This is a genomic window from Paenibacillus xylanivorans (assembly GCF_001280595.1).
Classification (GTDB): domain Bacteria; phylum Bacillota; class Bacilli; order Paenibacillales; family Paenibacillaceae; genus Paenibacillus; species Paenibacillus xylanivorans.
Map to the genome: position 1 here is coordinate 282,690 of NZ_LITU01000083.1, position 25,508 is coordinate 308,197.

Sequence of the window (25,508 nt, forward strand, 5' to 3'; positions counted from 1 at the left end):
ACCCTATTGTATCGAATTTTGAGAGCAATTTCTAGTTTGCGAGTCGATCCAAGGACGATGTTGTTAACTTTGTCCTGATTTGTACATACTACCCGGTAGAGTTAGGACAAAAATGGAGATTTAACCGTAGGTTTTGCAAACTGATTGTGAAGGAGAATATCGATGGCAGAGTATACCGGTGAACGCACATCAGATAAGGAAAATCAACGTGCTGACAAAGGAGAGCAAAAGGACCGGGGCAGGCGTCCTACCCAGCGGCAAGACCAAGCACATTATTTTACCAAGCCGTTACCTTTTGCAGTGGAACTTGGTTTTTTCGCGGGTTTTATTTGGGGAGGCTTGCATTGGCTGTTCTATCTGCTTCATTTCACAATTGTGCCATTAGGATTTTTGGCTGAACCGTTTTTCAAACACAATTTTATATATACTGCAGCAGGACATTTGACCGGTTGGCTGTTTTTTATTGTCTTTTCTCTTATCGCCTCGCTGATCTACACGTTCACCTTAAAAAAATTAAAAGGCCCGATTCCTGGCATGGTCTACGGCATCGTATGGTGGCTCATTATCTTTGTTCTGGTAGGTCCCAAACTGGATATGGTGAAGCCCTTAAACCGCTTAACTTGGGATTCCATCATTACAGAATTTTGTTTCTTTTTGCTGTGGGGGCTGTTTATTGGTTACACCGTAACCATGGAGTTCACGGATGAACGGAAACGTGAGCCAGAGCAAGCGGGAGCATAGCCGCAAAAAAGCTTCTCAATCCGGCAATGGCTGTGTTAAAATAGCAGATGGTTATTTGCAGAAAGGGTGGAGCAGCTATGAAACGGATTGTTGTAATCAATGGCCCGAACCTGAACATGCTCGGCGTACGTGAACCCGGCATCTATGGAACGCTTAGTCTGAAGGATATTGAGGACAAAATTCGCAGACAGGCAGAGGAGCTGGGCATCTCCATCGCTTTTTATCAATCCAATCACGAAGGGGACATCATTGATCGCATTCATGTAGCGATGGGCGATGCAGACGGAATCATGCTGAATGCCGGAGCGTTGACCCATTACAGTTATGCTGTGCGTGATGCCATCAATGCCGTAAAAGTTCCTACGGTAGAAGTACATCTATCCAATATTCATGCACGCGAAGCGTTCAGACATCATTCAGTTATTGCTGCAGAAACAATCGGGCAGATTGCCGGATTTGGCGAAGTAAGCTATGAACTGGGACTACTGGCTCTCGTGCGTCATCTGGACAAACAAACCTGAGCCGGGGACCCGGGAATGTGAGAGAAAGAAGGGTTACCGATGGAAAACAAACGAGTAAATAAGTTGCGTGAGGCCATGCATGAACATGAACTCACAGCTATGCTGATTACAAATCCGATTAACCGTCGTTATATGACGGGCTTTACAGGCTCAGCGGGATATGTGCTGATTACGGAACAGGAAGCCTATTTGCTTACCGATTTCCGTTACATGACACAGGCACCGCAACAAGCCAAAGGGTTTACCGTTGTGGAGCATGGACCGAAACCGTTGGAATCCGTACGCGAACTGCTTGCATCGGCGAATATCAAACAGGTTGGCTTTGAGCAGGATCACGTCACTTATGGTACGCACACGGCTTATGCTGAAGCGCTTCAATCCATTGAATTGAAAGCTGTATCCGGTATGGTGGAGCAACTTCGCATGTTCAAGGACGAAGATGAGATCGCTGTAATGCAAAGAGCTGCGGATCTGGCAGATGCAACATTCAGTCACGTTTTGCAATTCGCAAAACCGGGTATGACTGAACGTGAAGTGGATTTGGAGATGGAGTTTTTCATGCGCAAACATGGAGCGACTTCCTCTTCGTTCGACACCATCGTTGCGTCGGGTGAACGTTCTGCTATGCCTCACGGTGTAGCAAGTGGCAAAGTCATCGGACAAAATGAGTTAATTACATTTGACTTTGGTGCGCTTTTGGATGGATACTGTTCAGATCTGACACGTACCATCGCAACGGGCACACCTGTACCTGAACTGCGTAAAATTTACGATATTGTACTGGAAGCCCAGTTACATACGCTGGCGAACCTGAAACCGGGCATGACCGGACGGGAAGCAGATGCATTGGCACGTGATATCATTGCAGGGCACGGGTACGGAGAGCAATTCGGACACAGCACGGGCCACGGTCTGGGTATGGAAGTCCATGAGGCTCCTCGTTTGTCCAAGCTTAGCGACGATGTATTGAAACCGGGCATGGTCGTAACTGTTGAACCGGGTATCTACATTGACGGTCTTGGCGGCGTGCGTATTGAGGATGACGTGGTGATTACCGAGACAGGTATTCACATTTTGACGAATTCGGACAAGAAGTTCACCGTAATTGGCTAAATTACAGCCACTGGTGATATAAGACGATTTTTAATTTGTAGGTACAGGTTATTGCTGATTGAAGTGGACTATTGCAAAAGTAGTGGAGGGAGCGGAATCGATTCTGAAGAAGCGTTAGCGTTCGCCTTTGTCTCCTCATTTTAAACCTTATTAAAATCTAGTCGGGAAAATGAGGAGACAACAGCGATCGGAGGAACGATCCGAACCCGTAACGGTCACGTCGCACATGGTTACCATGTATAGTATGAATCCACCTATAAATTAACCCATCGTCTCATATCACCTACTTTTCAACCATATCAGGAGGGATTTTTTGTGATTTCAGTAAACGATTTTAAAACAGGCTTGACCGTCCAAGTGGACAACGACATCTTCACTGTAATTGATTTTCAACATGTTAAGCCAGGGAAAGGCGCTGCCTTCGTACGTTCCAAACTGAAAAACCTGCGCAACGGTAACACAGTTGAGAAAACATTCCGTGCAGGCGAAACTATTGGCCGTGCCATCATCGAAAACCGTGGCGTATCCTACCTATATGCAAGTGGTACAGAGCACACGTTCATGGACAACGAAACATATGATCAATTCACACTGACAAGCGACCAACTGGAGTGGGAATTGAACTTCCTCAAAGAAAACATGAACGTAAAGATCGTTAGCTACCAAGGTGAAATCCTCGGAATCGACTTGCCTACAAGCGTAGAGTTGAAAGTTATCGAGACAGAGCCAAGTGTAAAAGGTAACACGGCACAAGGCGCTACCAAAAATGCTAAAGTGGAAACAGGCCTGAATGTACAAGTACCATTGTTCATCAACGAAGGCGATGTTCTGCTGATCGATACTCGTGAAGGTAAATACTCTTCCCGCGCATAACCTTCACATGGTGTAAGCTAAATAAAGCTTTATTTCAACCCTTTGCCTTTTCTCTGGCAAAGGGTTTTTTCGAAAAAAGATTAGCCTATCAGACGCTTTCGTAATATACTGGGTTAAAGTCATTTTTCGGAGAGAATAATGACCATGGACATCAATTAAGCATACTGCACAAGGTAGGGAGTGGATTTGCGTTGTCATTGTACGTCATGAAATTTGGGGGCAGCTCGGTCGGAGATACAGAGCGCATGAAGCGTGTAGCCGGACGTGTTGTAGAAAAAGCGGATGAAGGACATCAGTGTGTAGTCGTGGTTTCGGCCATGGGGGATACCACGGATGATCTGATTGATCAGGCGAAAAAGCTGAACAGTGAACTGCCTGCACGTGAGATGGATATGCTTTTGACTACGGGAGAACAGATCTCGATTTCATTGTTATCCATGGCGATTCAGGCGCTGGGACGCAAAGCCATTTCATTTACAGGCTGGCAAGCGGGATTCCGGACGGAGCCGGTACACGGCAAAGCACGGATTAATGATATTCATCCGGAACGGGTGAATCAGGCGTTGGCAGAAGGCAACATCGTAATCGTTGCAGGCTTCCAGGGCATGACGGAAGACGGCGAAATTACGACGCTTGGCCGCGGCGGATCTGATACAACGGCTGTAGCCTTGGCAGCAGCCATCAAGGCGGACGCTTGTGAGATTTACACTGATGTAGACGGTATCTATTCGACCGATCCGCGAATCGTGAAGGTTGCACGCAAGCTCAAGGAAATTTCGTACGACGAGATGCTGGAACTAGCTAATCTAGGAGCAGCGGTATTGCATCCGCGTGCAGTTGAATACGCGAAGCATTCCGGTGTGCCTTTGATTGTAAGGTCGAGCTTTAACCATAATGAAGGAACGGTTGTGAAGGAGGAAGCAACAATGGAACAAGGCGTGGTAGTTAGTGGAATTGCCTATGACAAAAATGTGGCTCGCATCAGTATTCTGGGTGTACCAGACGTACCGGGAGTTCTTGCTGAGGTATTTGGTGCCCTTGCATCAGAACAGCTGGATGTCGACATTATCGTTCAGAGCGGCGTGATGGACGGCAAGGCAGACTTCTCGTTCTCTGTTGCGTTGTCTGACCGGGAGAACGCATTGCGTGTCATTGAGGCTCTTCACAGCCGCCTGCCTTACCGTGAAGTCACTTCCGAAGAAAACCTTGTTAAGGTCTCGATCGTTGGTGCAGGAATGGTTAGCCATCCGGGTGTTGCTGCGAAGATGTTCAAAGTCATCTCGGGCGAAGGCGTTAGCATTAAGATGGTCAGCACTTCGGAGATCAAGGTATCGTGTGTTATTGACGGAGAGAAGCTTCATGACGTAATCAAGGCACTGCACACAGCGTATGATCTAGATACGGCAGAGCAGGCCGTGATTGGCGGACCGCAAGTTCGCAGATAAAAGCAGTAATATAGATAGACACACCAAAGGTGTACTGTGTATTCCCACTCGGGATCGCAGTACACCTTTTTAGGTTGTTTACAGTAATTTAAACATCCGTTCCTTACGCGTTCCTCTGAATGGTTGCATCCGGTTCCCTTCACCCATCTCTGGAACGCAGTCCAGCAAGTTCAATTGGGTGCAATACGTTACGTCATGCATTCTGCCCAGCCTCTCCAGCCTTCGGCCACCAGCGGATACTCTAACCAGATCGGGCAATTTGTCCTCAGCATGAGTTGCAGCCTGATGGAGTACCAGGCCCAGATCGTTGAGCATGATGGGAAAAGGGGATTGCCGATACAATTCTTCAATTATGCTACCTGCACACAAGCCATCTTCCATTGCAAACTCATCTTGATCCCCGGCACATAACAATAGGATATCCCTGCGCAGCTCGCACAGAACAGACGCGACAGCCTGCACATTGAGAAATGAGCCTGCAAGTACATGTTTGGCCTTGGATGCTTTGATGAGGGCACGTGTACCATCTGTCGTAGTCAGAATAATGGTTTTGCCCGCAATGCTTGGCGTCATATATTCATAGGGGGAATTGCCCACCTCGAATCCTGTAATTTTTTTATCAAAACGCTCTCCGCCACGAATGGCATCCTTCACGTTCAATTGTTTCGCTTGAGGAACCGTCTCTACAGCAATCACATCCGCCGCATCATATGCCAGTGCCGTAACAATCGTACTGGTCGTTCGCAACACATCGATTACAACCACACATCGTCCTGCAATATCCATTCTTCGAACTTCATTCACATTACCTACTACATCGACTCTCACTCCCCACAACTCCTTTCTATACTTGGGGTAGGTGGTTCTGTCCTTTTTTTATCCCGGAATGAATATCACCTGTCTGCAAGCACTATATGCAATTGGATCTAGACGGGTGCCTAGAACTAGAACAGTAGGCTGATCTATGATTTTTCAACTCTCATCCCTATTTTGAAGAAAATGATAGATTTCAGCGTCATAAAATCAATGTACACACATAAACTTGAGATATGAACAAGCACCAGGAACGCAATAAAACCGAATTCAAGGTTGGAGGGGCCTATTCATGATGGTGAACTGGAAGGATATCTTTCCGGAACCGATTCGAACCATTCTGGGAAGAATGCCGCCCGCTTTATTAGATAAAGTGGAGGAAGTACGTATCCGTGAAGGAAGACCTCTGGAAATCAATGCAGGAGATACCTATCACTTCCTCACACCCCAGGGCAGTCCGACTTCGAAGCCTGATGAAGCCTATATTCCCTTAAAAGAGGTAACACACAGGCTGCTGGATCTGATCAGCAATCATTCGCTTTATACATTGGAAGAGGAGCTGCGTAAAGGGTTCATCACCATTCCCGGCGGGCATCGAATCGGACTGGCTGGCCGGACAGTGCTAAGTGGCGGTCGCGTCGAATACTTGCGCGACATCAATGGCTTCAATGTCAGGGTGGCCCGAGAGATTCACGGAGTCGCTGATCGGGTTCTGCCTTATCTGCTGGACATGAAAAGTGGACAGGTCATGCACACCTTAATTCTTTCACCCCCGCAGCAAGGCAAGACCACATTACTGAGGGATCTGGCAAGACAGATTAGCAGTGGAACCAAACTTACAGGTACCAATGAGCTTGTTCAGGGCATACGTCCACGTCTAAAGGTTGGCATCGTTGATGAGCGGTCTGAAATCGCTGGTAGTTACAAGGGCGTGCCGGGATTTGACGTGGGACCCCGCACCGATGTCATGGACGGTTGTCCAAAGGCAGAAGGCATGATGATGATGCTTCGCTCCATGTCTCCGGATGTCCTGATCGTGGACGAGATAGGCCGCCCTGAAGATGCGGAGGCGGTGATGGAAGCACTCCATGCTGGCGTATCTGTCATCGCTACTGCCCACGGTCGTGATTTGGCCGAGCTTTCTTCCAGACCTGCGCTGAGGACCCTGATCGTTGAGCAGATGTTTCAGCGCTATGTACAGCTGCAGCGGACGAGCCGGGGCATGACCTTTCGCTTGGCCGATGGCAAAATGCGTGGTCTCCAGCAGACAGAAGTGGGAGGTGAGGCATTTGGTTAACATGCTCGGTGCCGTCATCATTCTGCTGGCCAGTACCCTCGCCGGATTTTACAAGGCAAGGCAGTATGCCTTGAGGCCCAGACAACTGCGTGAATTAATCGCCGCTCTCCAGCGGTTGATGACCGAGATTAACTACGGGCTGACTCCGTTGCCTGATGCCATGGGGAAAATGGGAGCCCAAACGAAAGAACCTGTTCGGACGTTGTTCCTCCACGCAGCCAGGCAGATGGAACCTCCTCATGGTCACACTGCTCTTGAGAGTCTGCAGTCTGGTATAGAAGAGGCGTGGGGAAGATCAGCCATGAAGGCAGACGAGCGGGAGGTCATGCTGCAATTGAGCTTCAGCCTTGGCACCAGCGATCGTCAAGATCAGACCAAGCACATCTCGTTAGCCATTCAGCAACTAATGCATGAGGAATCCCGTGCCCAAGCCGATCAAATGAAATATGAACGAATGTGCCGCAGTCTCGGGATGCTTGTCGGAGCGTTAATCGTCATTCTGATCTTCTGAAATAGCCGGGATAGTGAGGTGCCAAGGTCATGAATTTAGAAGTGAACGCAATCTTTCAAATTGCGGGCATCGGAATCATCATTGCGATGATTCATACGGTGCTGAAACAAATGGGAAAGGAAGATATGGCTCACTGGGTGACCGTGATCGGATTTGTCGTTGTATTGTTCATGGTGGTCCGTATGCTGGACAGCCTGCTGCAAGAGATCAAATCGATATTTCTTTTTCAATGAAAACGGTCATGAAGCCGGGATGGTGGTGACCTGTGGAAATTATCCAAGTGGTAGGCCTGGCGCTCATCGCAACGGTGCTCATTCTAGTTATTAAAGAACAGAAGCCCATGTTCGCTTTTCTGATTGCTGCCGCGACTGGCATCGTGATCTTCATGCTGCTGATTGGCAAGATTGGCGCAGTGATCGAAGTGTTGAAACGGCTTGCCGAGAATTCAGGCATGGAGAGCATTTATCTAAAAACCGTACTGAAAATTATAGGCATAGCGTACATTGCTGAGTTCGGGGCACAGATTGTCAGGGATGCAGGCCAGGAGAGCATTGCTTCCAAAATTGAACTTGCTGGCAAGGTGCTGATCCTTGTACTCGCCATACCGATCATCAGCATTATTATCGAAACCGTCATGAAGCTGATGCCGGTGTAGAGGGAGGCGTGCGGACTTCATATGAAAATGATGCATCACAAGCCGCAGTGGCGCCTTACCTTCGTGCTGACGCTGTGTTTTCTGTTTGCGATCATAGGACAGGTCGCCGCTGGTTCTCCCTCAGGAGAGTGGATGCAGCAGCAGGCTGACCAGCTTCCTAAGGATCAGGTGGAAAAATATTGGGATCAACTCATGCAGCAATACGGCGGTTTTTTCCCGGAAGGAAAAACGCCTTCCTTTATGGATATGTTAATCCCCGGCAATGAAGGGTTCAGCCTGAAGTCGGTGTTTATAGCGATAGGAACCTTCATGCTGCATGAGATTTTATATAACGGCAAACTTCTGGTCACGATTGTGATGCTAAGTGTGCTAAGCATGATTCTGGAGACGCTGCAAACCGCTTTTGAGAAAAACAATATTAGCAAAATCGCTTACTCCATCTGTTACATGGTCATTATTATCATCGCCATCAACAGCTTCAGTGTGGCGATTGGATACGCCAAGGATGCTATAGCTAGCATGATCAACTTTATGATGGCCATGGTGCCCCTGTTGTTTACACTGCTGGCTTCAATGGGAAATGTCATTACCGTATCTGTAACCCATCCGCTTATCATTTTCATGATTCATCTGGTCGGTACATTGATTCACATGCTGGTATTCCCGCTACTCTTCTTTTCGGCAGTATTACATCTCGTCAGTTCCTTGTCCGACAAGTACAAGCTGACACAGCTGGCAGACTTGTTACGGAACATTAGTGTGGCTCTGCTCGGTATACTGCTTACGATGTTCCTGGGCGTCATTTCGGTGCAGGGAGCATCAGGCTCCGTGGCAGATGGTGTCAGTCTGAAAGCGGCGAAGTACATTGCAGGCAACTTTGTCCCCATTGTCGGCAGAACGTTTGCGGATGCAACCGACACGGTTATCACAGCGTCACTGCTGGTGAAAAATGCAATCGGACTAACGGGTGTCATCATCATCTTGTTTTTATGCGCGTTTCCCGCGCTTAAAATTCTGACACTAGCCCTGATCTACAACATTACTGGCGCAATTATGCAACCGCTAGGCGATACCCCGATTGTAGGGTGTCTGCAGGCAATTGGCAAAAGCATGATTTACGTATTTGCAGCACTGGCGGCCGTTGGACTGATGTTTTTTCTGGCAATCACGATCCTGCTAACCGCAGGCAATCTGACCGTCATGATGAGATGAGAGGATGCTTAGAGAAAGGGGTTGGAAGGATGGGGTGGCTGAGCAGCTGGCTCCGGGAATTGATCATGATCGTTCTGCTGGCAACTTTCGTGGATATGTTGTTGCCCAATCGATCCATGGAACGCTATGTCAAGCTTGTGCTGAGCCTTCTTATCCTGCTGACCCTGTTATCTCCCATAACGAAGCTCTTGAAAAGTGATCCGGTTGGTGAGCTTAAGCGAGCGATGACTGCCATGGATTCTCCATCAGATGGAAATGCAACACTTGAACAGATTTTGGCTCAGGGAAAGCGGCTTCAATCCAATGAACAGGAACAATCACTGCAATGGACAGCCAAAGAACTGGCAAACGTAATGAAAGGGCAGATTGAAGAAACAACCGGGGAGCGAGTGCAGTCCGTCGAGGTAAAGCTCGCCATGGATACAACCAAGCAGGAGACGGATTTGGCATCCTCGGTTGAACTTCCCGTGATCCAGTATGTTTTGGTAGAGATGGCAGGTGAGACAGCAGCCGGGAAAGTCAACTCCAATACAGGTCAACAGGAAGCAGCGGCAAGTACAAAACCGATATTCGGCTCTGACCCGGAATCTGAACCCATTGAATCGACTCCAGTTCAAGAGCCAATTCAGATCGGTCAGATTGAGGTGCCAGATGTACAGGTAGAGGTGAACAGCGGTAACAATCGTGAAAGTAGCAGCGTGGATAACGGGAATTCTGGCGATTCGCAAAATGGACAGGAAGTTGAATCCACACCTGTTTCGGGTGAACAGGCAGAGACAAACTTTCAGCAAGGACAGACCTCTTCCCGATCAGAACGTGCAGTACAAATTATTACGCTATTGACAGAGAAGTGGGATATTGATGCAAACAAAGTACAGGTGAAAGAAAATAAAAGCGCTTCGGCGCTGTGAGAAGGAGGGTATCCGATGAGGCAATGGCTCAAAAAGATGGAAAGCTGGTTTGGTGGAGGAGAAGGCGGACAACGGCGCAGTCAAACCTTTCGCTGGCTGATTATCCTTGGTTTGATTGGAGTGGGAATTATGTTGTTCAACTCCTTCGTCAATGTCAAAAAGATTGATTCCGAAAATATCGGTCGCGAGCCTCCTGATCCGGCTACATCCATGGCATCTATACAGACGGACCTGACGGATCAGAATCCATTTCAGGCGATAGAGATCGCATTTGAGGACAAGATCAAGGGTGTGTTGGAAAATATCGTAGGTGTGGGAACCGTTGATGTGATGGTTACCGTGGATTCTACTGAGGAGCTTGTTGTGCAGCGTAATGTGAAGGATTCGCAGCAGCTCACCGAAGAGACGGATGCCAACGGGGGTAAGCGGCATATGACGCAGTATACCCGGGATGGTGAGATTATTACGTATGAAATATCAGGGGATCAGACACCGATTGTCACGAAGAAGCTCAAACCGCAGATCCGGGGCGTGCTTGTTGTTGCCAGAGGTGCAGAGAATAAGGTTGTGAAGGACCTGATTACAGATGCTGTGGAAAAAGGACTGAATGTTGCGGCTTATCGAATTTCGGTTGTTCCGCGCAAGCAGGATTAGTCCGGAACCATGAATCACAAGATTTGATTGTCACAAGAATGAAGCCAATTCGAGGAGGAAGTTCTAATGAATAACAAACGTCAAACGGTATGGCTCGTATCCATGCTGAGTCTGATGGTCATTTTGTCCGCCTATTACCTGTTCACTGAAGATTCCGGTCCGGTTAATACGCCTGTAGCTGACAGCACGCAGGTGGATGGCATGAAGCAGGGAGAAGCAAAAGAAACAGCTGGAATCCTTGATCCGACAGAAGGTTTGGTTGTAAATGAAGTGGTCAATGGCGGTGAAGTTACTGGGACTGAAGGAGAGCAAACTGCAACTGAATCTGTTGATAATCCTGCGGTTGTAGACGGTAAAGAAGCTGGAGACACCGAGAAATCACCGGCTGCGGAATCGGGGGAGAAACAAGGCGAAGCGGGTAAAGGGAGCGAGAAAGGGAGCGAGAAAGGGACAGACAAAGGCGCAGCAACCACTCCTGAGACAAATGCCGGAACAGACGGCAGTGCAACGAAGACCGACGAGGATGTCCTCAAGGAGATGGAGGAGCAGAATACAGCGGCGTCCGCTAGCAGCCAGTTCCAAAACTACCAGTGGCAGCGTGAGGAGAGCAACAACCGCAAATATGAGGAACTCATGACCGTTGCGGGCGATCTGAGCAAAACGCCAGAGGAAAATGCCAAGGCAACAGAGCAACTTCGTACGCTTGAAGAAAAAGAAGCCAAAATCAATGGCATTGAGGAAACACTGTCGCAACAGTTTGCCAATGCAATCGTTCAAGAGGATGCCGACAAGTATAAAGTTGTTGTTCTTAGTGACAAACTGGATGTAAAACAGGCAGTTTCCATTGTGGATCTGGTGATGAAAGAACTGGCTGTATCCCAAAATAAAATCAGCGTGCAATACGTGACAGAACAGTAATCCAAATCATGGAAAAGTGGCCCTGAGAGCTGGATCAGATCTCGGGCTCTTTCCATTTTTAATGATTATGATATAATACATAAAGCCATATGACCGTCCTAGTGAGACTGGCATGATGCCGAAGGAGTGAATAATGGAAATGTTTAAATTGAGTGAGATCAAAGAGCTGATCAAACTGGTAGATGAAAGTTCCGTTCAAGAGTTGGAAATTGAAAACGAAGGATCACGTTTGTCGATTCGCAAACCGGGTAAAACCGAGTATGTTCAGGCAGCAGCTATTCAACCGCAAATGATTGCTGCACCACAGGTGCAACCGGCTGCAGTGGTAGCTGAGGCTGCTCCGCAAGTCGATACTACAAGCCATTTACATAAAATCGTATCACCGATGGTGGGTACTTTTTACAGAGCTTCCTCGCCGGAAATGGGTCCTTTTGTAAGCGCTGGTGATAAAGTTGTTGAGAAAACAACGGTATGTATCATTGAAGCGATGAAGCTGATGAACGAGCTTGATGCCGACATCAAGGGAGAAATCGTTGAAGTGCTGGTTGAGAACGGACAGCTGGTTGAGTATGGACAACCCCTGTTCCTGGTGAAACCGGAATAACGGTTATAGCCGCATAACGGCAACTGCATGAGCTTCGAAGGAGGACAATAACGAAATGAAATTTCAAAAAATACTGATTGCGAACCGTGGCGAAATTGCGGTGCGTATTATTCGTGCCTGTCGTGAAATCGGCATTTCGACGGTAGCAGTCTATTCGGAAGCGGATAAAGACTCCCTACATGTTCGTCTTGCAGATGAAGCGTATTGTATCGGGCCTACACTTTCGAAAGACAGTTATCTAAACTTCACGAACTTGATGAGTGTAGCTACACTGACGGAATGTGATGCGATCCATCCCGGGTACGGATTCTTGGCAGAGAACGCTGATTTTGCAGAAATCTGTGGTTCCTGCAATATTACGTTCATCGGCCCTTCTCCGGAAGCCATTACCAAAATGGGAGATAAGGCTGTCGCCAAACAAACGATGAAGGATGCAGGTGTACCTGTAATTCCGGGATCTGACGGTTTGGTTGAAAATATGAATGAAGCCATTATGATTGCTAGAGATATTGGATATCCTATCATTATCAAAGCTACCGCCGGTGGTGGAGGTAAAGGGATTCGTATTGCTGAAGATGAGGAAACGCTGATTAAGCAAATTACAGCTGCCCAGCAGGAAGCGCAGAAGGCTTTTGGCAATGCCGGAGTATATCTGGAGAAATTCCTGACAGGCATGAAACACGTGGAGATTCAGATCATTGCCGATAAGCATGGAAATGCAGTGCATCTGGGCGAACGTGATTGTTCCGTTCAGCGTCGACGTCAAAAGCTGGTGGAAGAAGCACCTTGTCCGATCCTCTCTGAAGATGTGCGTACATCAATGGGAGAAGCGGCAGTCCGGGCAGCACTTGCCGTCGATTATTCGGGAGCAGGTACACTTGAGTTCTTGCTCAGCCCTAGCGGTGAATTTTATTTCATGGAAATGAATACTCGTATTCAGGTGGAACACCCTGTGACAGAGATGGTTACAGGTGTAGATCTGATCCGCGAAATGATCTCGGTAGCTGAAGGTCATCCGCTCTCTTTCCGTCAGGAAGACGTTATTATCAATGGCTGGTCCATTGAATGCCGTATCAACGCAGAGGATCCGGACCGTAACTTTATGCCGTCACCAGGTAAAATTGGTTTCTACCTTGCACCAGGAGGACCGGGTGTACGTGTAGATAGTGCAGCTTATCCGGGCTACACAATTTCTCCTTATTATGACTCCATGATTGCCAAATTGATTGTGTGGGGAGCAAACCGGGAAGAGGCTATCGCGAAGATGAAGCGTGCATTGGCTGAATTTGCGATTGAAGGCATTTCCACAACGATTCCTTTTCATCAGAAATTGCTGGAGCATCCCACGTTCGTTCGTGGTGACTTTGATATCAAATTTCTTGAGGAAAATGAGATTTAAAAGGTATATTGGGCTTGTTTGTCATAATGTAGCCCAAATGATATAGTATGTAATAATAAGAGCGCATGTCTCCTGCAGAGGATAAGCCGTAGGTAATAAGCGGATGAAGGTTGCAGGAGTTCCGGTAAAGCCGGACCGCAAGGGTTCTGAAGGTCAGTTTGGCCTGAGCACCATCGCCCTGACGGATGGCCGCAAACTTATTTCGCGAAAGGTGTGTTGAACAGTTATGAGTACACTGCCGACAGAATTTGAACGCACGGATATCGGTGAAATCCAGATCGCACCTGAAGTTATTGAAGTGATCGCTGGACTGGCTACAGTTGAAGTGAAAGGTGTTGCAGGCATGAGCGGTGGATTCGCTGGTGGATTTGCTGAATTGCTTGGTCGCAAAAACCTTTCCAAAGGCGTTAAGGTTGAAGTAGGTCAGCGTGAAGCTGCTGTGGATGTTTCCGTTATTATTGAATATGGTTATCGTCTGCCACAGGTGGCTACCGAAATTCAACAGAACGTGAAGCGCTCCATCGAGAACATGACAGGATTGAATGTGAATGAAGTGAACGTGCACATTCATGACGTTCAGTTCAAGAGCACCGAGAAAGTAGAAGAAATCGACCTGAACAGTCAGCGCGTAAAATAAAAGAAGACAGATTCCCCCGGCATCACTGCCGGGGGTTATCCCGTCTTGGACAGGTCTTCATAGAAAGCGGAAGCTTGCACCTGCGGATTACTTTTTACCAATGGGCAGGTTAAGCAATGTTAGTGAGCAAGGGAGGCTGTGCAGTTCGTGGCTAAAATACTGGATCGGCTTCTGTTGTTTATATACAGCATAAGCGTTGGAGCAATATCGGCAGCAGTCATACTTCTTATCAGTGGTGTGCTGCCTTACGAATTGAATTACCAGCAGGAACAAAACGTCATTGTTGCGGCGGTTGTTGCAGCAGCGATTTTGTTTATCCTGAGTTTGCGATTTTTCTACATCTCGGTTCGGCGTGATCGTGCTTCATTGCCGTCTGTAGATCAGCGTACCGAATATGGTGATGTGCAGATTTCGATGGAAACGATTGAAAATCTCTGTCTCAAAGCAACTTCCCGTTTTCGGGGAGTGCGTGATGTCAAAGCTCGTATTCGTGTGGTTGAATCCGGACTGGAGATTATGATCCGTGCGGTAGTGGATGGTGAGACGCCAATCCCGACGCTGACATCCGATCTACAGAAGGCAATACATGATCATGTACAGGAGATTACGGGTATCCCGGTTTCTTTTGTCACTGTCTATATTGCCAACGTTACCCAGTCACCTAACTACAAGAGTCGAGTGGAATGAGGTGAGTTTCACTGATGCTGTGGAGAGAGATTTGGGATAGTCACAGAGGCCGAATTACCGGAATTGTCGGCGGCATCTTTTTTGGATTTCTTTATGTATGGATCGGTTTTTGGGATATGTTGTTCTTTGCACTCTTGGTGTTCATCGGTTATACGTTAGGCAGACGAAGCGACTCGAAGCTGGGCTCGTTCATTCCCTGGAGGGAATGGGGGCAATGGCTTGGCGATCGCTGGCGTCCCTTTAAGTGAGCCACCTGAACCCTGCAATATGTTTCTTCCGAAAATAGAGCTGTAGTTTAGGTTGCCCGTTTTTTGGAGGAAACGATTGCAGGTTTTTTTGTGAAAAGGGATAACAATATAATAAGATCTCTGATTCCATCAAAGATTTTATATTTTAAAATAAGCATGATGACGCTCCAAAGGGAGCGCTGCAGGAGGCAGGACATGAAAAGACGTTTGGCAAGGGAAATTGCAGTACAAAGTCTGTATCAGATGGAAATGAATGAAGTGGGCGCAGCTGAAGCCGTGAATATGCTGATTAATGAAGCAGCTGAAGACAATGAAACCGAAGTGGTTATTCATGATGCAGATGTGATGCGTACCTACGTGACCGAAATCGTACAGGGCGCATGGAGCAATAAAGAATCGATTGACGGCTTACTCGTCGATTATTTGAAAGGTTGGCAGATTAGCCGTCTTTCACGTGTAGACCGCCAGATTTTACGGCTTTCAACGTATGAAATGGTGTTCCGTGACGATATTCCAGCAAAAGTATCCGTCAATGAAGCGATCGAATTGTCCAAGTATTTTGGTACAGATGAATCCGGTAAGTTTGTTAACGGCGTACTTGGGCGCATGATTCAAGAAGTCGACACCATCAAAGCAAAACTGTCTTAAGTTACAATTAACTATAGTGCGTGTTCAAAAAGACCGGTTTTCAGTACCGAGAAGATGGGATACGGGCTTTTTGAACAACCTCTAATTATATGTTCACATAAGGGAGAGAGAGTACAATGACAGCATCTATTATTAACGGCAAAGAAGTATCCCAAGAGATCCGCGCAAGCATGACGACAGAAGTAAAGCAGCTTAGCGAACAGGGGGTAGTACCTGGTCTGGCTGTTGTGCTCGTCGGGGAAGATCCGGCATCCCAAGTATATGTGCGTAATAAAGAAAAAGCATGTCACGACCTCGGTTTCTATTCCGAAGTTCATCGTCTGGATGCAAGCACGTCCCAGGAAGATTTGCTCGCTTTGGTGGACAAGCTGAACAAACAGGAATCTATTAACGGCATTTTGGTTCAGCTCCCATTACCGAAGCATATCGAAGAGAAAGCGGTTATCGATGCGATCGCGGTAGACAAGGATGTGGATGGTTTTCATCCAGTCAATGTGGGTAACCTCGTCATTGGTGACGACAGCCTGTTGCCATGCACGCCTGCGGGTGTGATCGAACTGATCAAGCGTACGGGACTCGAAATGTCAGGCAAACATGCCGTAGTCATCGGACGAAGCAACATTGTCGGCAAACCGGTATCCTTGTTGCTTCAACGTGAGAACGCAACGGTAACCATGTGTCATTCTCGTACAGCGAACATGAAAGAGATCACGCGCCAGGCAGACATTCTTGTGGTTGCTATCGGACGTGCAAACTTTGTGGATGCCGATTTTGTCAAACCGGGAGCCGTTGTAATTGATGTTGGGATGAACCGTCTGGATAACGGCAAGTTGGCAGGGGATGTAGATTTCGAAAGCGTGAAGACGGTATCTGGTCCAATTACACCCGTTCCTGGTGGCGTTGGTCCAATGACAATTACCATGTTGATGCAAAATACACTGATCGCTGCCAAACGCGCTCACGGATTGGCCTAGGTCGAAACTGTGGCAGATCAAAAGATCTACTCTATCAAAGACCTGAACCGATACATCCGGATGAAGCTGGAATCGGATCAGGTACTGTCGGATGTATGGCTGCGCGGAGAGATTTCCAATTTTACACATCACTCCAGCGGTCATATGTATTTCACATTGAAGGACAAGGACAGCCGAATTAAGTCCATTATGTTTGCTTCCCATAATCAACGATTGCCCTTTGTACCGAAGGAGGGTGCAAGGGTTATTGCTCGTGGTAATGTCTCGGTGTATGAGCGGGATGGACAATATCAATTCTATGCCACTCACATGCAGCCGGACGGTATTGGAAGTCTGTATTTGGCTTATGAGCAGCTGAAAAAAAAGCTGGAGGACGAGGGGCTGTTCTCTGCATCACGAAAAAGGCAGATTCCCCGTTTCCCACAGACGATTGGTGTGGTCACTTCACCTACAGGTGCAGCCGTAAGGGATATTATGATTACATTGCAACGCAGATATCCCTCTGCCCAAGTGATTCTATATCCTGTTCTCGTTCAGGGTAAAGGCGCGGCTCCTTCCATTGTGAAGGCTATCAACAACCTGAACCGAATGGGCGAAGCCGATGTGCTGATTGTCGGACGAGGCGGTGGATCACTTGAGGAGTTGTGGGCTTTCAACGAGGAGATTGTCGCAAGAGCGATTGTGGGCTCGGCCATTCCAGTGATCTCAGCGGTTGGGCATGAAACGGATTTTACGATTGCCGATTTTGCTGCTGATCTGCGTGCAGCAACGCCTACGGCTGCTGCCGAGTTGGCAGTACCCAATCGAGCTGAGCTGCTTGATCAGATCGCTCAGCGCCAGCGTCAGCTGCAGCACAGTTTACGTCAGCGTGCTGTTCATAATCGGGAGCGACTGGCCAGGTTGCAACGTTCACCTGTACTCGTGCACCCAAGACGTACCTTAATGCAGCATACAGAGCGACTGGACATGCTTCAACAACGACTTCTTCGAACCGTAAATACGCGCATGAAATGGACGGCTGAGAAGCAGGAGCGTCTGCGTGCGGCATTGCAGCGGTTCAATCCTCGTGAACAGGTAAATGCAGCAAGACGCGAGAATGCATCAGCCCGGCGTCAGCTGGAGGTTGCCATCCGATCCATTACGAGAGCGAAGCAGCAGCAGTGGAAATCATCTGTGCGGCATCTGGATGCGCTTAGCCCGCTCAAAGTCATGTCACGAGGTTACAGCCTTGTGTATGACGAACAGGAACAACGATTGATCAAATCGATGAAGGATGTACAGCCTGGAGATTCGATAAAGATTAAATTAACAGACGGGCAGCTGGACTGTCAGGTTTGGGGAATGAAGGAGGACGACAATACCCATGGCGAATGAACCGGAATTGAATTTTGAAGAGGCAATGGCGGCATTGGAAGACATCGTAGGTCAGCTTGAGCATGGTGATGTTCCACTGGAACAGGCTATCGATTTGTTTCAGCGCGGAATGAAGCTTTCCCAACTTTGCGGTTTGAAGCTGGAACAAGTGGAACGTAAGATCGAGATGATCGTAGAAGAGGATGGAGAACTTCGCAAGAAACCGTTCGGCACTGCCGTCGACGAAAGCGGTGAAGTCAATGAGTAATCGTCCTTCGTTTGAAACGTATCTTGAGGAAGTCACCGCTGAGGTAACGGGAGAGTTGAAGCAGACTCTTCCAGTTCACTGGGATGTTCCTCAGTCACTGGTTGACGCGATGCAGTATTCACTTATGGCCGGGGGCAAACGCCTTCGTCCACTTCTGGTCGTTGCTGCGGCGGAAGCCTTCGGTGCACAGCGTACAGCTGCTTTGCCGGTAGCCTGCGCCGTGGAGATGGTTCATACGTATTCGTTGATCCACGATGACCTGCCTGCCATGGATAATGACGACTATCGCAGGGGAAAATTAACGAATCACAAAGTGTTTGGTGAAGCAACAGCTATATTGGCTGGCGATGCACTGTTAACACATGCTTTTTATAGTATTGTTCAGTCAGGTCGTCGTAGCGGTGTGTCAGCAGATGCATTGTTGTCCATTGTGGAGGAATTGTCCGAACTTGCTGGAGCAAGAGGCATGGTTGGCGGACAAGTGGCTGATATGGAAGGCGAGCAGGGTATGACAGATCTCGCCCAACTGCAATACATTCATCTGCACAAGACCGGAGATTTAATGGTGTTCTCCCTCATAGCAGGCGCTCGTATTGGTGGTGCGACAGAAGGACAGTTGGAGGCGCTGCGCGTATTTGGTAGAGACCTGGGGCTGGCTTTCCAGATTCAGGACGATATTCTGGACCTGACGGGTGACGAGCAGAAAATGGGTAAGAAGACGCAAAGTGATGTGAATCAGCAAAAGGTCACATACCCTTATTTTATTGGTATGGATGCATCTCTTGAAGAGGTGAAGTCCCTTACGCAATCTGCAAAAGATGCACTTGGCAGAGCGGAGTTACCTGACCCTTCCAGACTGATGGAGATTGCGGATTATCTGATGAGTCGTGATCATTAGTCTCGGGTGAGTGTCACTGTTTCAAATCACCTCAAATCGTGTAATCCATTTAATGTGCTTTTTCTGGCTTCTTGAAGAGAGTCTGTCCCAAATGACTGTGGGAATACATATTGAGGAAGATCATACGGACGTTGCTGGCGAAAATGCTCGTTAACTGGAGTATAGTGCCGTAAATTATGATTCTTGTTCTTTTATGTTATAATGTTTTAATGTCATTTAATAAACTGTGTATATATCGTTTACAAAACAATCAAACAATCTAGGAAAGCGGGGAGATTCTCGTGCTGCTTCCACAAATTAAACAACCCAGTGATCTAAAGTCGATGTCACAGGATGATCTCGTTCTTTTGTCGGCAGAGATCCGGCAGTTTCTGATTGAGAAGCTGTCCGTTACAGGGGGCCATCTTGCACCCAACTTAGGAGTGGTTGAGCTCACGGTAGCCCTGCATTACTGTTATAACAGTCCAGCGGACAAAATGATTTTCGATGTAGGGCATCAGGCTTATGTGCACAAGGTTCTAACGGGGCGGATGGATCGCTTTGATACACTTCGTCAGCATAATGGTTTGTGTGGATTTGTTAAACGTAACGAGAGTGAACATGATGTATGGGAAGCTGGTCACAGCAGTACATCGTTATCTGCTGCAATGGGTATGGCGCTTGCCCGTGATCTTAAGGGTGAAGATAATCAGGTTATCGCGATGATTGGGGATGGAGCGCTTACAGGCGGTATGGCTTTTGAGGCTCTTAATCACATCGGTCATGAGCAGAAAAGGCTGATGGTTATCCTCAACGATAATGAAATGTCCATTGCACCGAATGTTGGGGCTATGCATAAATATCTAAGCAAAATTCGTTCGGATCGTCATTATTTGAAAGCCAAGGACGACGTGGAAGGAATGCTCAAAAAAATTCCTGCTATAGGCGATCGTTTGGCCAAATCGGCGAGCTGGATTAAAGATAGTGTCAAATACATGATGGTACCAGGAGTTCTGTTCGAAGAGCTTGGTTTCACCTATTTGGGACCCATTGATGGACACGACATTCCTAAATTGATTGAAACGTTCAAACAGGCCGATAACGTGGATGGTCCTGTAATGGTTCATGTACTGACAACCAAAGGTAAAGGCTATCAGCCAGCTGAGGCTGATTCACACAAATGGCACGGAATTTCTCCGTACAAGATTGAATCGGGTCAAGTGCTTAAAGCTGTAGGCAAACCAATGTATACAGAAGTGTTTGGTAAAACGTTGATTGATCTTGCCAAGCAGGATAAACGAATTGTAGCGGTAACACCAGCCATGCCAACAGGTTCGGGTCTTATTCCTTTCAGTAAGGAATTCCCTGATCGCATGATTGATGTGGGTATTGCCGAACAGCATGCCGCAACCATGTGTGCAGCACTGGCAATGGAAGGGTTAAAGCCGGTATTTGCCGTATATTCGACGTTTATGCAACGTGCATATGATCAGATTGTACATGATATTTGTCGTCATAACGCCAATGTTATGTTCGCTATTGACCGTGCCGGATTTGTCGGGCCGGATGGCGAAACGCATCAGGGTGTGTATGATGTGGCGTTTATGCGTCATATTCCGAATATCGTTCTGATGATGCCGAAAGATGAGAATGAACTGCGTCATATGATGAAGACGGCGCTTGAATATAATGAAGGTCCAATTGCTTATCGTTATCCACGAAACAATGTTGTAGGTGTGCCTCTTGACGATGAACTCATTCTGATTCCAATCGGTACATGGGAACAACTTCGTCCATCTGATGGTTATGCGATTATCGCTTCGGGATCGATGGTACAGCTTGCAGAAGAAGCTGCAGAGACGGTTAAAAGAGAAGGTATTACGGTTGGCGTAATCAACGCACGCTTCCTTAAACCGCTTGATGAGCAGATGCTGCATGATCTGGCAGTTCGAGGCACGAAGTTGATTGTGCTTGAAGAAGCATCACAAGCAGGCAGTATGGGCAGTGCAGTTCTGGAGTTTTACGCAGAGCAAGGGTTGCATGATGTTCATGTGCAACTGATGGGGATTCCGGATCGATTCATTGAACATGGCAGTATTGAGGATCAAAGAGCTGAAGTGGGACTCACGGTCGAGAATGTGAGCTCGGAGCTACGCAGTATGGCAGCCCAATCTTCATATGGTATGTCCAGAACTCGGTTCCCTTCATAACTGGAGCATTCAGAGAAACTTGAACACATAATTGATTAGTTAGGATTACTACATGATAGGAGAAAGACATGTCACTCCCGAAAGAACGAATTGATGTTCTGCTGGTTGAGCAGGGGTATTACGAAAGTCGTGAGAAGGCAAAAGCTGCAATCATGGCTGGACTGGTCTATGCCAACAATGAGCGGATTGAAAAAGCGGGCATGAAGATTCCACGGGAAGCCGAACTTAAAGTAAAAGGTTCAGTACACCCCTATGTCGGTAGAGGCGGATTAAAGCTTGAAAAAGCGATCCGTCACTTCGACCTCGACATGAATGGACTAGTGATGCTCGATATCGGTTCATCGACTGGTGGATTTACCGATTGTGCCCTACAACATGGCGCATCTCATGTATATGCCATCGATGTAGGCTACAATCAGCTGGATTGGTCACTCCGTAACGATGAACGGGTTAATGTAATGGAAAGAACGAATTTCCGTTATGTGACTCCTGAAGATTTAAACGGACCTGTACCGAATTTTGCCAGTATCGATGTATCCTTTATTTCGCTGAGAATTATTTTGCCCCCGTTGCTGGCACTTCTGAAGCAACCGGCAGACATTGTAGCGTTGATTAAACCTCAGTTTGAAGCAGGCCGTGAGAAAGTCGGGAAGTCTGGCGTCGTTCGTGATTCTAAGGTTCACAAGGACGTTTTGCAGACAATGCTTCGTTTCGCAAACGAGCTTGGATTAAAGCTGAAAGGTTTAACTTTCTCGCCGATTACAGGCGGAGAAGGTAACATCGAATTTCTCGCTCACTGGCGTCTGGAAGAACCAGAGGCAACACAACAAGAGAACGTTCAGGCTTCACTTGATGCACTTGCAGATCAAGTTGCAATGGAAGCTGCTCATACTTTTACAGGAAACTCATCATAAGATGGGTTTCTTTTCGCTGGAAAGGTGACATTCTAAAAGGAAATCGGTTGTCGAATCTCGAATATGTCTTCGAGGTGAGCGATGATGGATGGGCAATATGACACAATTGTTATTGGTGTACTTGCTGTCTGCTTGATCTTGTGGCTGTTTTTTGGCTTGCGGAATTGGGTTAACCGACCCATTCCGGTAAGCTTGTCGGGGATGCAATTGAATTCAGAAATTCAGGATTCACCAGCAGTGGATCTGCTTGAAGCAGAAGGATATGAAGTCATCGGAGGTAAAATGAAGGTTCCACTTGCCTTTGAAGCAGATGAATCTGTTTATTACAGCAGGCTGTTCATTGATTATGTAGCAGAGCGTAATGATGAGAGATATCTGGTGAAGACGTCCCGTCGCAGGCAACCTCTTGAACTTACTGGACCAGCCCTGCGAGATCGATTCCTGTATTATTTATTGTTATATCCCGGCTGTGAAGGGTTGCTGTATGTGGATATGGAGGAATCGGATATCAAGATCATCAAGCTCATGGATTATCAGGAAGACGTATACGATGGAGATGATCTGGACTAAGGGTATTTATGGAACCCGGAAGTTGTTTATATAACGAATAAAGAATAACTAATTACAGCATGGCAAAGTTTACGAAAAATAGAATTTGCCGTCTTATTGCAAAACATTGAACTTTTAACTGGAGGCATGTATGAAAGGACAACGACATATTAAGATACGTGAAATCATTAGTCAAAATGAAATTGAAACCCAGGATGATCTGGTTGAAGCATTGCGTAAATCCGGATTTCAGGTGACCCAAGCCACAGTATCTCGGGATATCAAGGAACTACTTTTAATCAAGATCCCGATGGATGATGGACGATACAAGTATTCGCTGCCTACAGACCAACGATATAATCCGATTCAGAAATTGAAACGTGCTCTCGTTGATAACTTCTTACACATTGATCATACAAACAATCTGGTCGTAATGAAGTGTTTGCCTGGCACAGCTAACTCCATTGCTGCTTTGCTCGATAATATCGAGTGGAATGAAGTGATGGGCACAATCTGTGGAGATGATACCATACTCATCATTTGCCGGACGGAAAGTAACAGCGTGACCGTTATTGAGCGGATTATGGGTTATATTTCCTAGAATATAATGGTTCAAAAACATAATTTCTGAGTGAGTCATCCGGAGGTGTTTTTACAGATGTTAGTTACATTATCGATTCGTAATCTGGCTGTTGTAGAAGAAGTTGATGTAGTTTTCCACCCTGGATTTCATGTATTGTCTGGTGAAACAGGAGCGGGTAAATCAATCATTATTGATGCTCTGGGTTTAATTGCAGGTGGACGAAGCTCTGCCGATCTGATCCGCTATGGATGTGAGAAGGCCGAGATGGAGGCTCTGTTCGAAATGGAGCCAAGCCACCCCGTATGGGAGACGCTGGAGAAGCTTGGCATCCATTGTGAGCCTGAAGAGCATCTGGTGATCCGTCGTGAATTGAATACCCAAGGTAAAAGTACCTCTCGTATTAACGGTCAATTGGTCAATTTGACGATGCTCCGTGAAGTCGGAGAGAAATTAATTAATATTCATGGGCAGCATGAGCATCAAAGTTTGTTACGTGCAGAGAGTCATCTGGGGCTTCTGGATACATACGGGGCAGCAATTATCGGTCCAGTCAAAGCGGAGTATCAGGAACGCTACAGTAAATTTATTACTGCGGAAAAAGAACTGCGTGCGCTTCAGGAATCCAGTCAACGTGCGTATCAATTGCTGGACATGTACCGCTTTCAGCTTGAAGAGATTGCAGCTGCTTCTTTAACGCAGGGTGAGGATGAATTACTCGGAGAAGAACGGGTCAAACTATCCCATAGTGAGAAAATGATGGACAGTGTTGCTGGTGCATATGATCTGCTTAGCGGTCAACGTGGGTTAGAAGCTGTGAGTATTGCTCTGTCACGCATTGAAGATATATCGGGCTATGATAGCAAAGGGCTACAGCCTATTGTTGAACAGCTCCAGTCTGCATTTTATCAGCTGGAAGACGCGACGTTTCAGCTGCGTGATTATCGGGAAAAGATCGAATTTAACCCGGGTAGATTGGAAGAAGTGGAACAGCGACTGAATCTGATTTCTGGCCTCAGACGGAAATACGGCGATAGTGTGGAACTTATTTTGAATTATTATGAACAAATTAGCCATGAAACCGACCAGTTGGAGAACAAGGATGAACGTCTGGAGAAGCTACGAAATGAACGTGACAAATTGCTCAAATTGGTCATGGAGTCTGCCGAGGAGCTCAGTCGGGTTCGTAAACAATGTGCAGAGGAACTTGCAGCACAGGTGGAAAGTGAGCTGAAGGATCTCCAGATGGAGAGAACGACGTTAAGAGTTCAGATTACTCCTTTTGAAGATTCAAAAGGGATTGAATGGAATGGGCGTCGCATTCGTCTTACGCGTCAGGGTGCAGATAATGCGGAATTCCTGATTTCTCCGAACCCAGGTGAGCCTTTACGTCCGCTCGGCAAAATTGCTTCCGGTGGTGAGTTGTCCCGAATGATGTTGGCGATGAAGAGTATATTCGCACGTCATGACCGGATTCCGGTGTTGATCTTTGACGAGGTGGATACGGGGGTAAGCGGAAGAGCAGCACAATCCATTGCGGAGAAATTATATCGTCTGTCCTCCACTTGCCAAGTTTTCTCTATTACTCACTTACCACAGGTTGCTTGTATGGCGGATCATCAGTATCTCATCGAAAAGCATGTTTATGACGGGCGCACGATGACACAAGTGGAATCGCTGTCAGACGAAGGCAGAGTGAAGGAATTGGCACGAATGCTGGGCGGTGTGGAAATTACAGAAAAAACGCTGCATCATGCACAGGAAATGCTGAATTTGGCGGAAGCCAAAAAAGGGTGAAACGAGCGGCTGGCGTAATGATTGACAGTAATAAAAGCCTGGGGGCGAGGTTATCTTATAGGTACGCAATTGGCGACCACCTTTCGTCAAGCGAAAGAA

At 47.2% G+C, this 25,508-nt stretch carries 29 protein-coding genes; 28 read left to right on the top strand and 1 reads right to left on the bottom strand.

Annotated elements, in window-relative coordinates; translation table 11 throughout:
• The first annotated feature begins 162 nt into the window (after nucleotides 1–162).
• The 5 genes from AMS66_RS30850 (at nucleotide 163) to AMS66_RS30870 (ending at nucleotide 4,693) form a co-directional block, all read left to right on the top strand.
• Nucleotides 163–741 carry a YqhR family membrane protein gene (locus tag AMS66_RS30850; protein ID WP_053784399.1) on the top strand — a complete coding sequence of 193 codons (579 nt, stop codon included), beginning with the start codon at nucleotides 163–165 and terminating at the stop codon, nucleotides 739–741.
• 77 nt (nucleotides 742–818) lie between these two features.
• Complete coding sequence (gene aroQ / locus AMS66_RS30855) at nucleotides 819–1,262, top strand: type II 3-dehydroquinate dehydratase (RefSeq protein WP_053784400.1); 444 nt, start codon at nucleotides 819–821, stop codon at nucleotides 1,260–1,262.
• A 39-nt stretch (nucleotides 1,263–1,301) separates the two neighbouring features.
• Nucleotides 1,302–2,375, top strand: a complete 1,074-nt coding sequence (locus AMS66_RS30860; RefSeq protein WP_053784401.1) for a M24 family metallopeptidase — start codon at nucleotides 1,302–1,304, stop codon at nucleotides 2,373–2,375.
• Nucleotides 2,376–2,690: 315 nt separating this feature from the next.
• Nucleotides 2,691–3,248 carry an elongation factor P gene (efp, locus tag AMS66_RS30865; protein WP_053784402.1) on the top strand — a complete coding sequence of 186 codons (558 nt, stop codon included), beginning with the start codon at nucleotides 2,691–2,693 and terminating at the stop codon, nucleotides 3,246–3,248.
• Nucleotides 3,249–3,439: 191 nt separating this feature from the next.
• The gene (locus AMS66_RS30870) at nucleotides 3,440–4,693 is read left to right on the top strand and encodes an aspartate kinase (RefSeq protein WP_053784403.1); all 1,254 of its coding nucleotides are present in this window, start codon (nucleotides 3,440–3,442) and stop codon (nucleotides 4,691–4,693) included.
• A gap of 78 nt (nucleotides 4,694–4,771) precedes the next feature.
• Here AMS66_RS30870 and AMS66_RS30875 read toward each other — a convergent pair whose 3' ends face one another.
• Nucleotides 4,772–5,521 carry a 2-phosphosulfolactate phosphatase gene (locus AMS66_RS30875; RefSeq protein ID WP_053784404.1) on the bottom strand — a complete coding sequence of 250 codons (750 nt, stop codon included), beginning with the start codon at nucleotides 5,519–5,521 and terminating at the stop codon, nucleotides 4,772–4,774.
• Between the two features lie 277 nt (nucleotides 5,522–5,798).
• Between AMS66_RS30875 and spoIIIAA the strand changes: the two genes are divergently transcribed.
• The 23 genes from spoIIIAA (at nucleotide 5,799) to recN (ending at nucleotide 25,409) form a co-directional block, all read left to right on the top strand.
• Nucleotides 5,799–6,803, top strand: coding sequence for a stage III sporulation protein AA (gene spoIIIAA, locus AMS66_RS30880; protein WP_053784405.1), 1,005 nt, complete (start codon nucleotides 5,799–5,801; stop codon nucleotides 6,801–6,803).
• Nucleotides 6,796–7,314: a stage III sporulation protein SpoIIIAB gene (gene spoIIIAB, locus AMS66_RS30885; RefSeq protein WP_053784406.1), complete on the top strand. Its 519-nt coding sequence runs from the start codon at nucleotides 6,796–6,798 to the stop codon at nucleotides 7,312–7,314. Before spoIIIAA ends, spoIIIAB begins: the two co-directional genes overlap by 8 nt.
• Nucleotides 7,315–7,343: 29 nt before the next feature.
• Complete coding sequence (spoIIIAC, locus tag AMS66_RS30890; protein ID WP_017687585.1) at nucleotides 7,344–7,547, top strand: stage III sporulation protein AC; 204 nt, start codon at nucleotides 7,344–7,346, stop codon at nucleotides 7,545–7,547.
• Between the two features lie 32 nt (nucleotides 7,548–7,579).
• On the top strand, nucleotides 7,580–7,969 hold the full coding sequence (spoIIIAD, locus tag AMS66_RS30895) for a stage III sporulation protein AD (protein ID WP_017687586.1): 390 nt from the start codon (nucleotides 7,580–7,582) through the stop codon (nucleotides 7,967–7,969).
• A gap of 21 nt (nucleotides 7,970–7,990) precedes the next feature.
• Nucleotides 7,991–9,181, top strand: coding sequence for a stage III sporulation protein AE (gene spoIIIAE / locus AMS66_RS30900; RefSeq protein WP_053784407.1), 1,191 nt, complete (start codon nucleotides 7,991–7,993; stop codon nucleotides 9,179–9,181).
• A gap of 29 nt (nucleotides 9,182–9,210) precedes the next feature.
• Nucleotides 9,211–10,092 (top strand): stage III sporulation protein AF, encoded by an 882-nt coding sequence (gene spoIIIAF, locus AMS66_RS30905; RefSeq protein WP_053784408.1) that lies wholly within the window; start codon nucleotides 9,211–9,213, stop codon nucleotides 10,090–10,092.
• 15 nt (nucleotides 10,093–10,107) lie between these two features.
• Nucleotides 10,108–10,746, top strand: a complete 639-nt coding sequence (gene spoIIIAG / locus AMS66_RS30910; protein WP_053784409.1) for a stage III sporulation protein AG — start codon at nucleotides 10,108–10,110, stop codon at nucleotides 10,744–10,746.
• Nucleotides 10,747–10,812: 66 nt separating this feature from the next.
• On the top strand, nucleotides 10,813–11,664 hold the full coding sequence (locus AMS66_RS30915) for a SpoIIIAH-like family protein (RefSeq protein WP_053784410.1): 852 nt from the start codon (nucleotides 10,813–10,815) through the stop codon (nucleotides 11,662–11,664).
• A gap of 139 nt (nucleotides 11,665–11,803) precedes the next feature.
• On the top strand, nucleotides 11,804–12,268 hold the full coding sequence (gene accB / locus AMS66_RS30920) for an acetyl-CoA carboxylase biotin carboxyl carrier protein (protein WP_053784522.1): 465 nt from the start codon (nucleotides 11,804–11,806) through the stop codon (nucleotides 12,266–12,268).
• A gap of 55 nt (nucleotides 12,269–12,323) precedes the next feature.
• Nucleotides 12,324–13,667, top strand: coding sequence for an acetyl-CoA carboxylase biotin carboxylase subunit (accC, locus tag AMS66_RS30925; protein WP_053784411.1), 1,344 nt, complete (start codon nucleotides 12,324–12,326; stop codon nucleotides 13,665–13,667).
• 226 nt (nucleotides 13,668–13,893) lie between these two features.
• Complete coding sequence (locus AMS66_RS30930; protein ID WP_024630996.1) at nucleotides 13,894–14,304, top strand: Asp23/Gls24 family envelope stress response protein; 411 nt, start codon at nucleotides 13,894–13,896, stop codon at nucleotides 14,302–14,304.
• Nucleotides 14,305–14,451: 147 nt separating this feature from the next.
• Nucleotides 14,452–14,991 carry an alkaline shock response membrane anchor protein AmaP gene (gene amaP, locus AMS66_RS30935; RefSeq protein ID WP_024630995.1) on the top strand — a complete coding sequence of 180 codons (540 nt, stop codon included), beginning with the start codon at nucleotides 14,452–14,454 and terminating at the stop codon, nucleotides 14,989–14,991.
• A gap of 14 nt (nucleotides 14,992–15,005) precedes the next feature.
• The gene (locus AMS66_RS30940) at nucleotides 15,006–15,239 is read left to right on the top strand and encodes a DUF2273 domain-containing protein (RefSeq protein ID WP_053784412.1); all 234 of its coding nucleotides are present in this window, start codon (nucleotides 15,006–15,008) and stop codon (nucleotides 15,237–15,239) included.
• Nucleotides 15,240–15,434: 195 nt separating this feature from the next.
• Nucleotides 15,435–15,887, top strand: coding sequence for a transcription antitermination factor NusB (gene nusB / locus AMS66_RS30945; protein WP_053784413.1), 453 nt, complete (start codon nucleotides 15,435–15,437; stop codon nucleotides 15,885–15,887).
• A gap of 116 nt (nucleotides 15,888–16,003) precedes the next feature.
• On the top strand, nucleotides 16,004–16,861 hold the full coding sequence (folD, locus tag AMS66_RS30950) for a bifunctional methylenetetrahydrofolate dehydrogenase/methenyltetrahydrofolate cyclohydrolase FolD (RefSeq protein WP_053784414.1): 858 nt from the start codon (nucleotides 16,004–16,006) through the stop codon (nucleotides 16,859–16,861).
• Nucleotides 16,862–16,870: 9 nt separating this feature from the next.
• Nucleotides 16,871–18,235 carry an exodeoxyribonuclease VII large subunit gene (gene xseA / locus AMS66_RS30955; protein ID WP_024630991.1) on the top strand — a complete coding sequence of 455 codons (1,365 nt, stop codon included), beginning with the start codon at nucleotides 16,871–16,873 and terminating at the stop codon, nucleotides 18,233–18,235.
• A complete protein-coding gene (xseB, locus tag AMS66_RS30960; RefSeq protein ID WP_024630990.1) occupies nucleotides 18,225–18,482 on the top strand; it encodes an exodeoxyribonuclease VII small subunit in 258 nt (85 codons plus the stop codon). The genes xseA and xseB overlap by 11 nt, the downstream gene beginning before the upstream one ends.
• On the top strand, nucleotides 18,475–19,380 hold the full coding sequence (locus AMS66_RS30965) for a polyprenyl synthetase family protein (protein WP_053784415.1): 906 nt from the start codon (nucleotides 18,475–18,477) through the stop codon (nucleotides 19,378–19,380). Before xseB ends, AMS66_RS30965 begins: the two co-directional genes overlap by 8 nt.
• A 281-nt stretch (nucleotides 19,381–19,661) precedes the next feature.
• On the top strand, nucleotides 19,662–21,569 hold the full coding sequence (dxs, locus tag AMS66_RS30970; RefSeq protein ID WP_053784416.1) for a 1-deoxy-D-xylulose-5-phosphate synthase: 1,908 nt from the start codon (nucleotides 19,662–19,664) through the stop codon (nucleotides 21,567–21,569).
• Nucleotides 21,570–21,637: 68 nt separating this feature from the next.
• Nucleotides 21,638–22,483 (top strand): TlyA family RNA methyltransferase, encoded by an 846-nt coding sequence (locus AMS66_RS30975; RefSeq protein ID WP_053784417.1) that lies wholly within the window; start codon nucleotides 21,638–21,640, stop codon nucleotides 22,481–22,483.
• Nucleotides 22,484–22,564: 81 nt separating this feature from the next.
• Nucleotides 22,565–23,053, top strand: a complete 489-nt coding sequence (locus AMS66_RS30980) for a hypothetical protein (protein WP_236703699.1) — start codon at nucleotides 22,565–22,567, stop codon at nucleotides 23,051–23,053.
• A 130-nt stretch (nucleotides 23,054–23,183) separates the two neighbouring features.
• Complete coding sequence (gene ahrC / locus AMS66_RS30985) at nucleotides 23,184–23,633, top strand: transcriptional regulator AhrC/ArgR (RefSeq protein ID WP_053784419.1); 450 nt, start codon at nucleotides 23,184–23,186, stop codon at nucleotides 23,631–23,633.
• 57 nt (nucleotides 23,634–23,690) lie between these two features.
• The gene (recN, locus tag AMS66_RS30990) at nucleotides 23,691–25,409 is read left to right on the top strand and encodes a DNA repair protein RecN (RefSeq protein ID WP_053784420.1); all 1,719 of its coding nucleotides are present in this window, start codon (nucleotides 23,691–23,693) and stop codon (nucleotides 25,407–25,409) included.
• Nucleotides 25,410–25,508 lie beyond the last annotated feature (99 nt).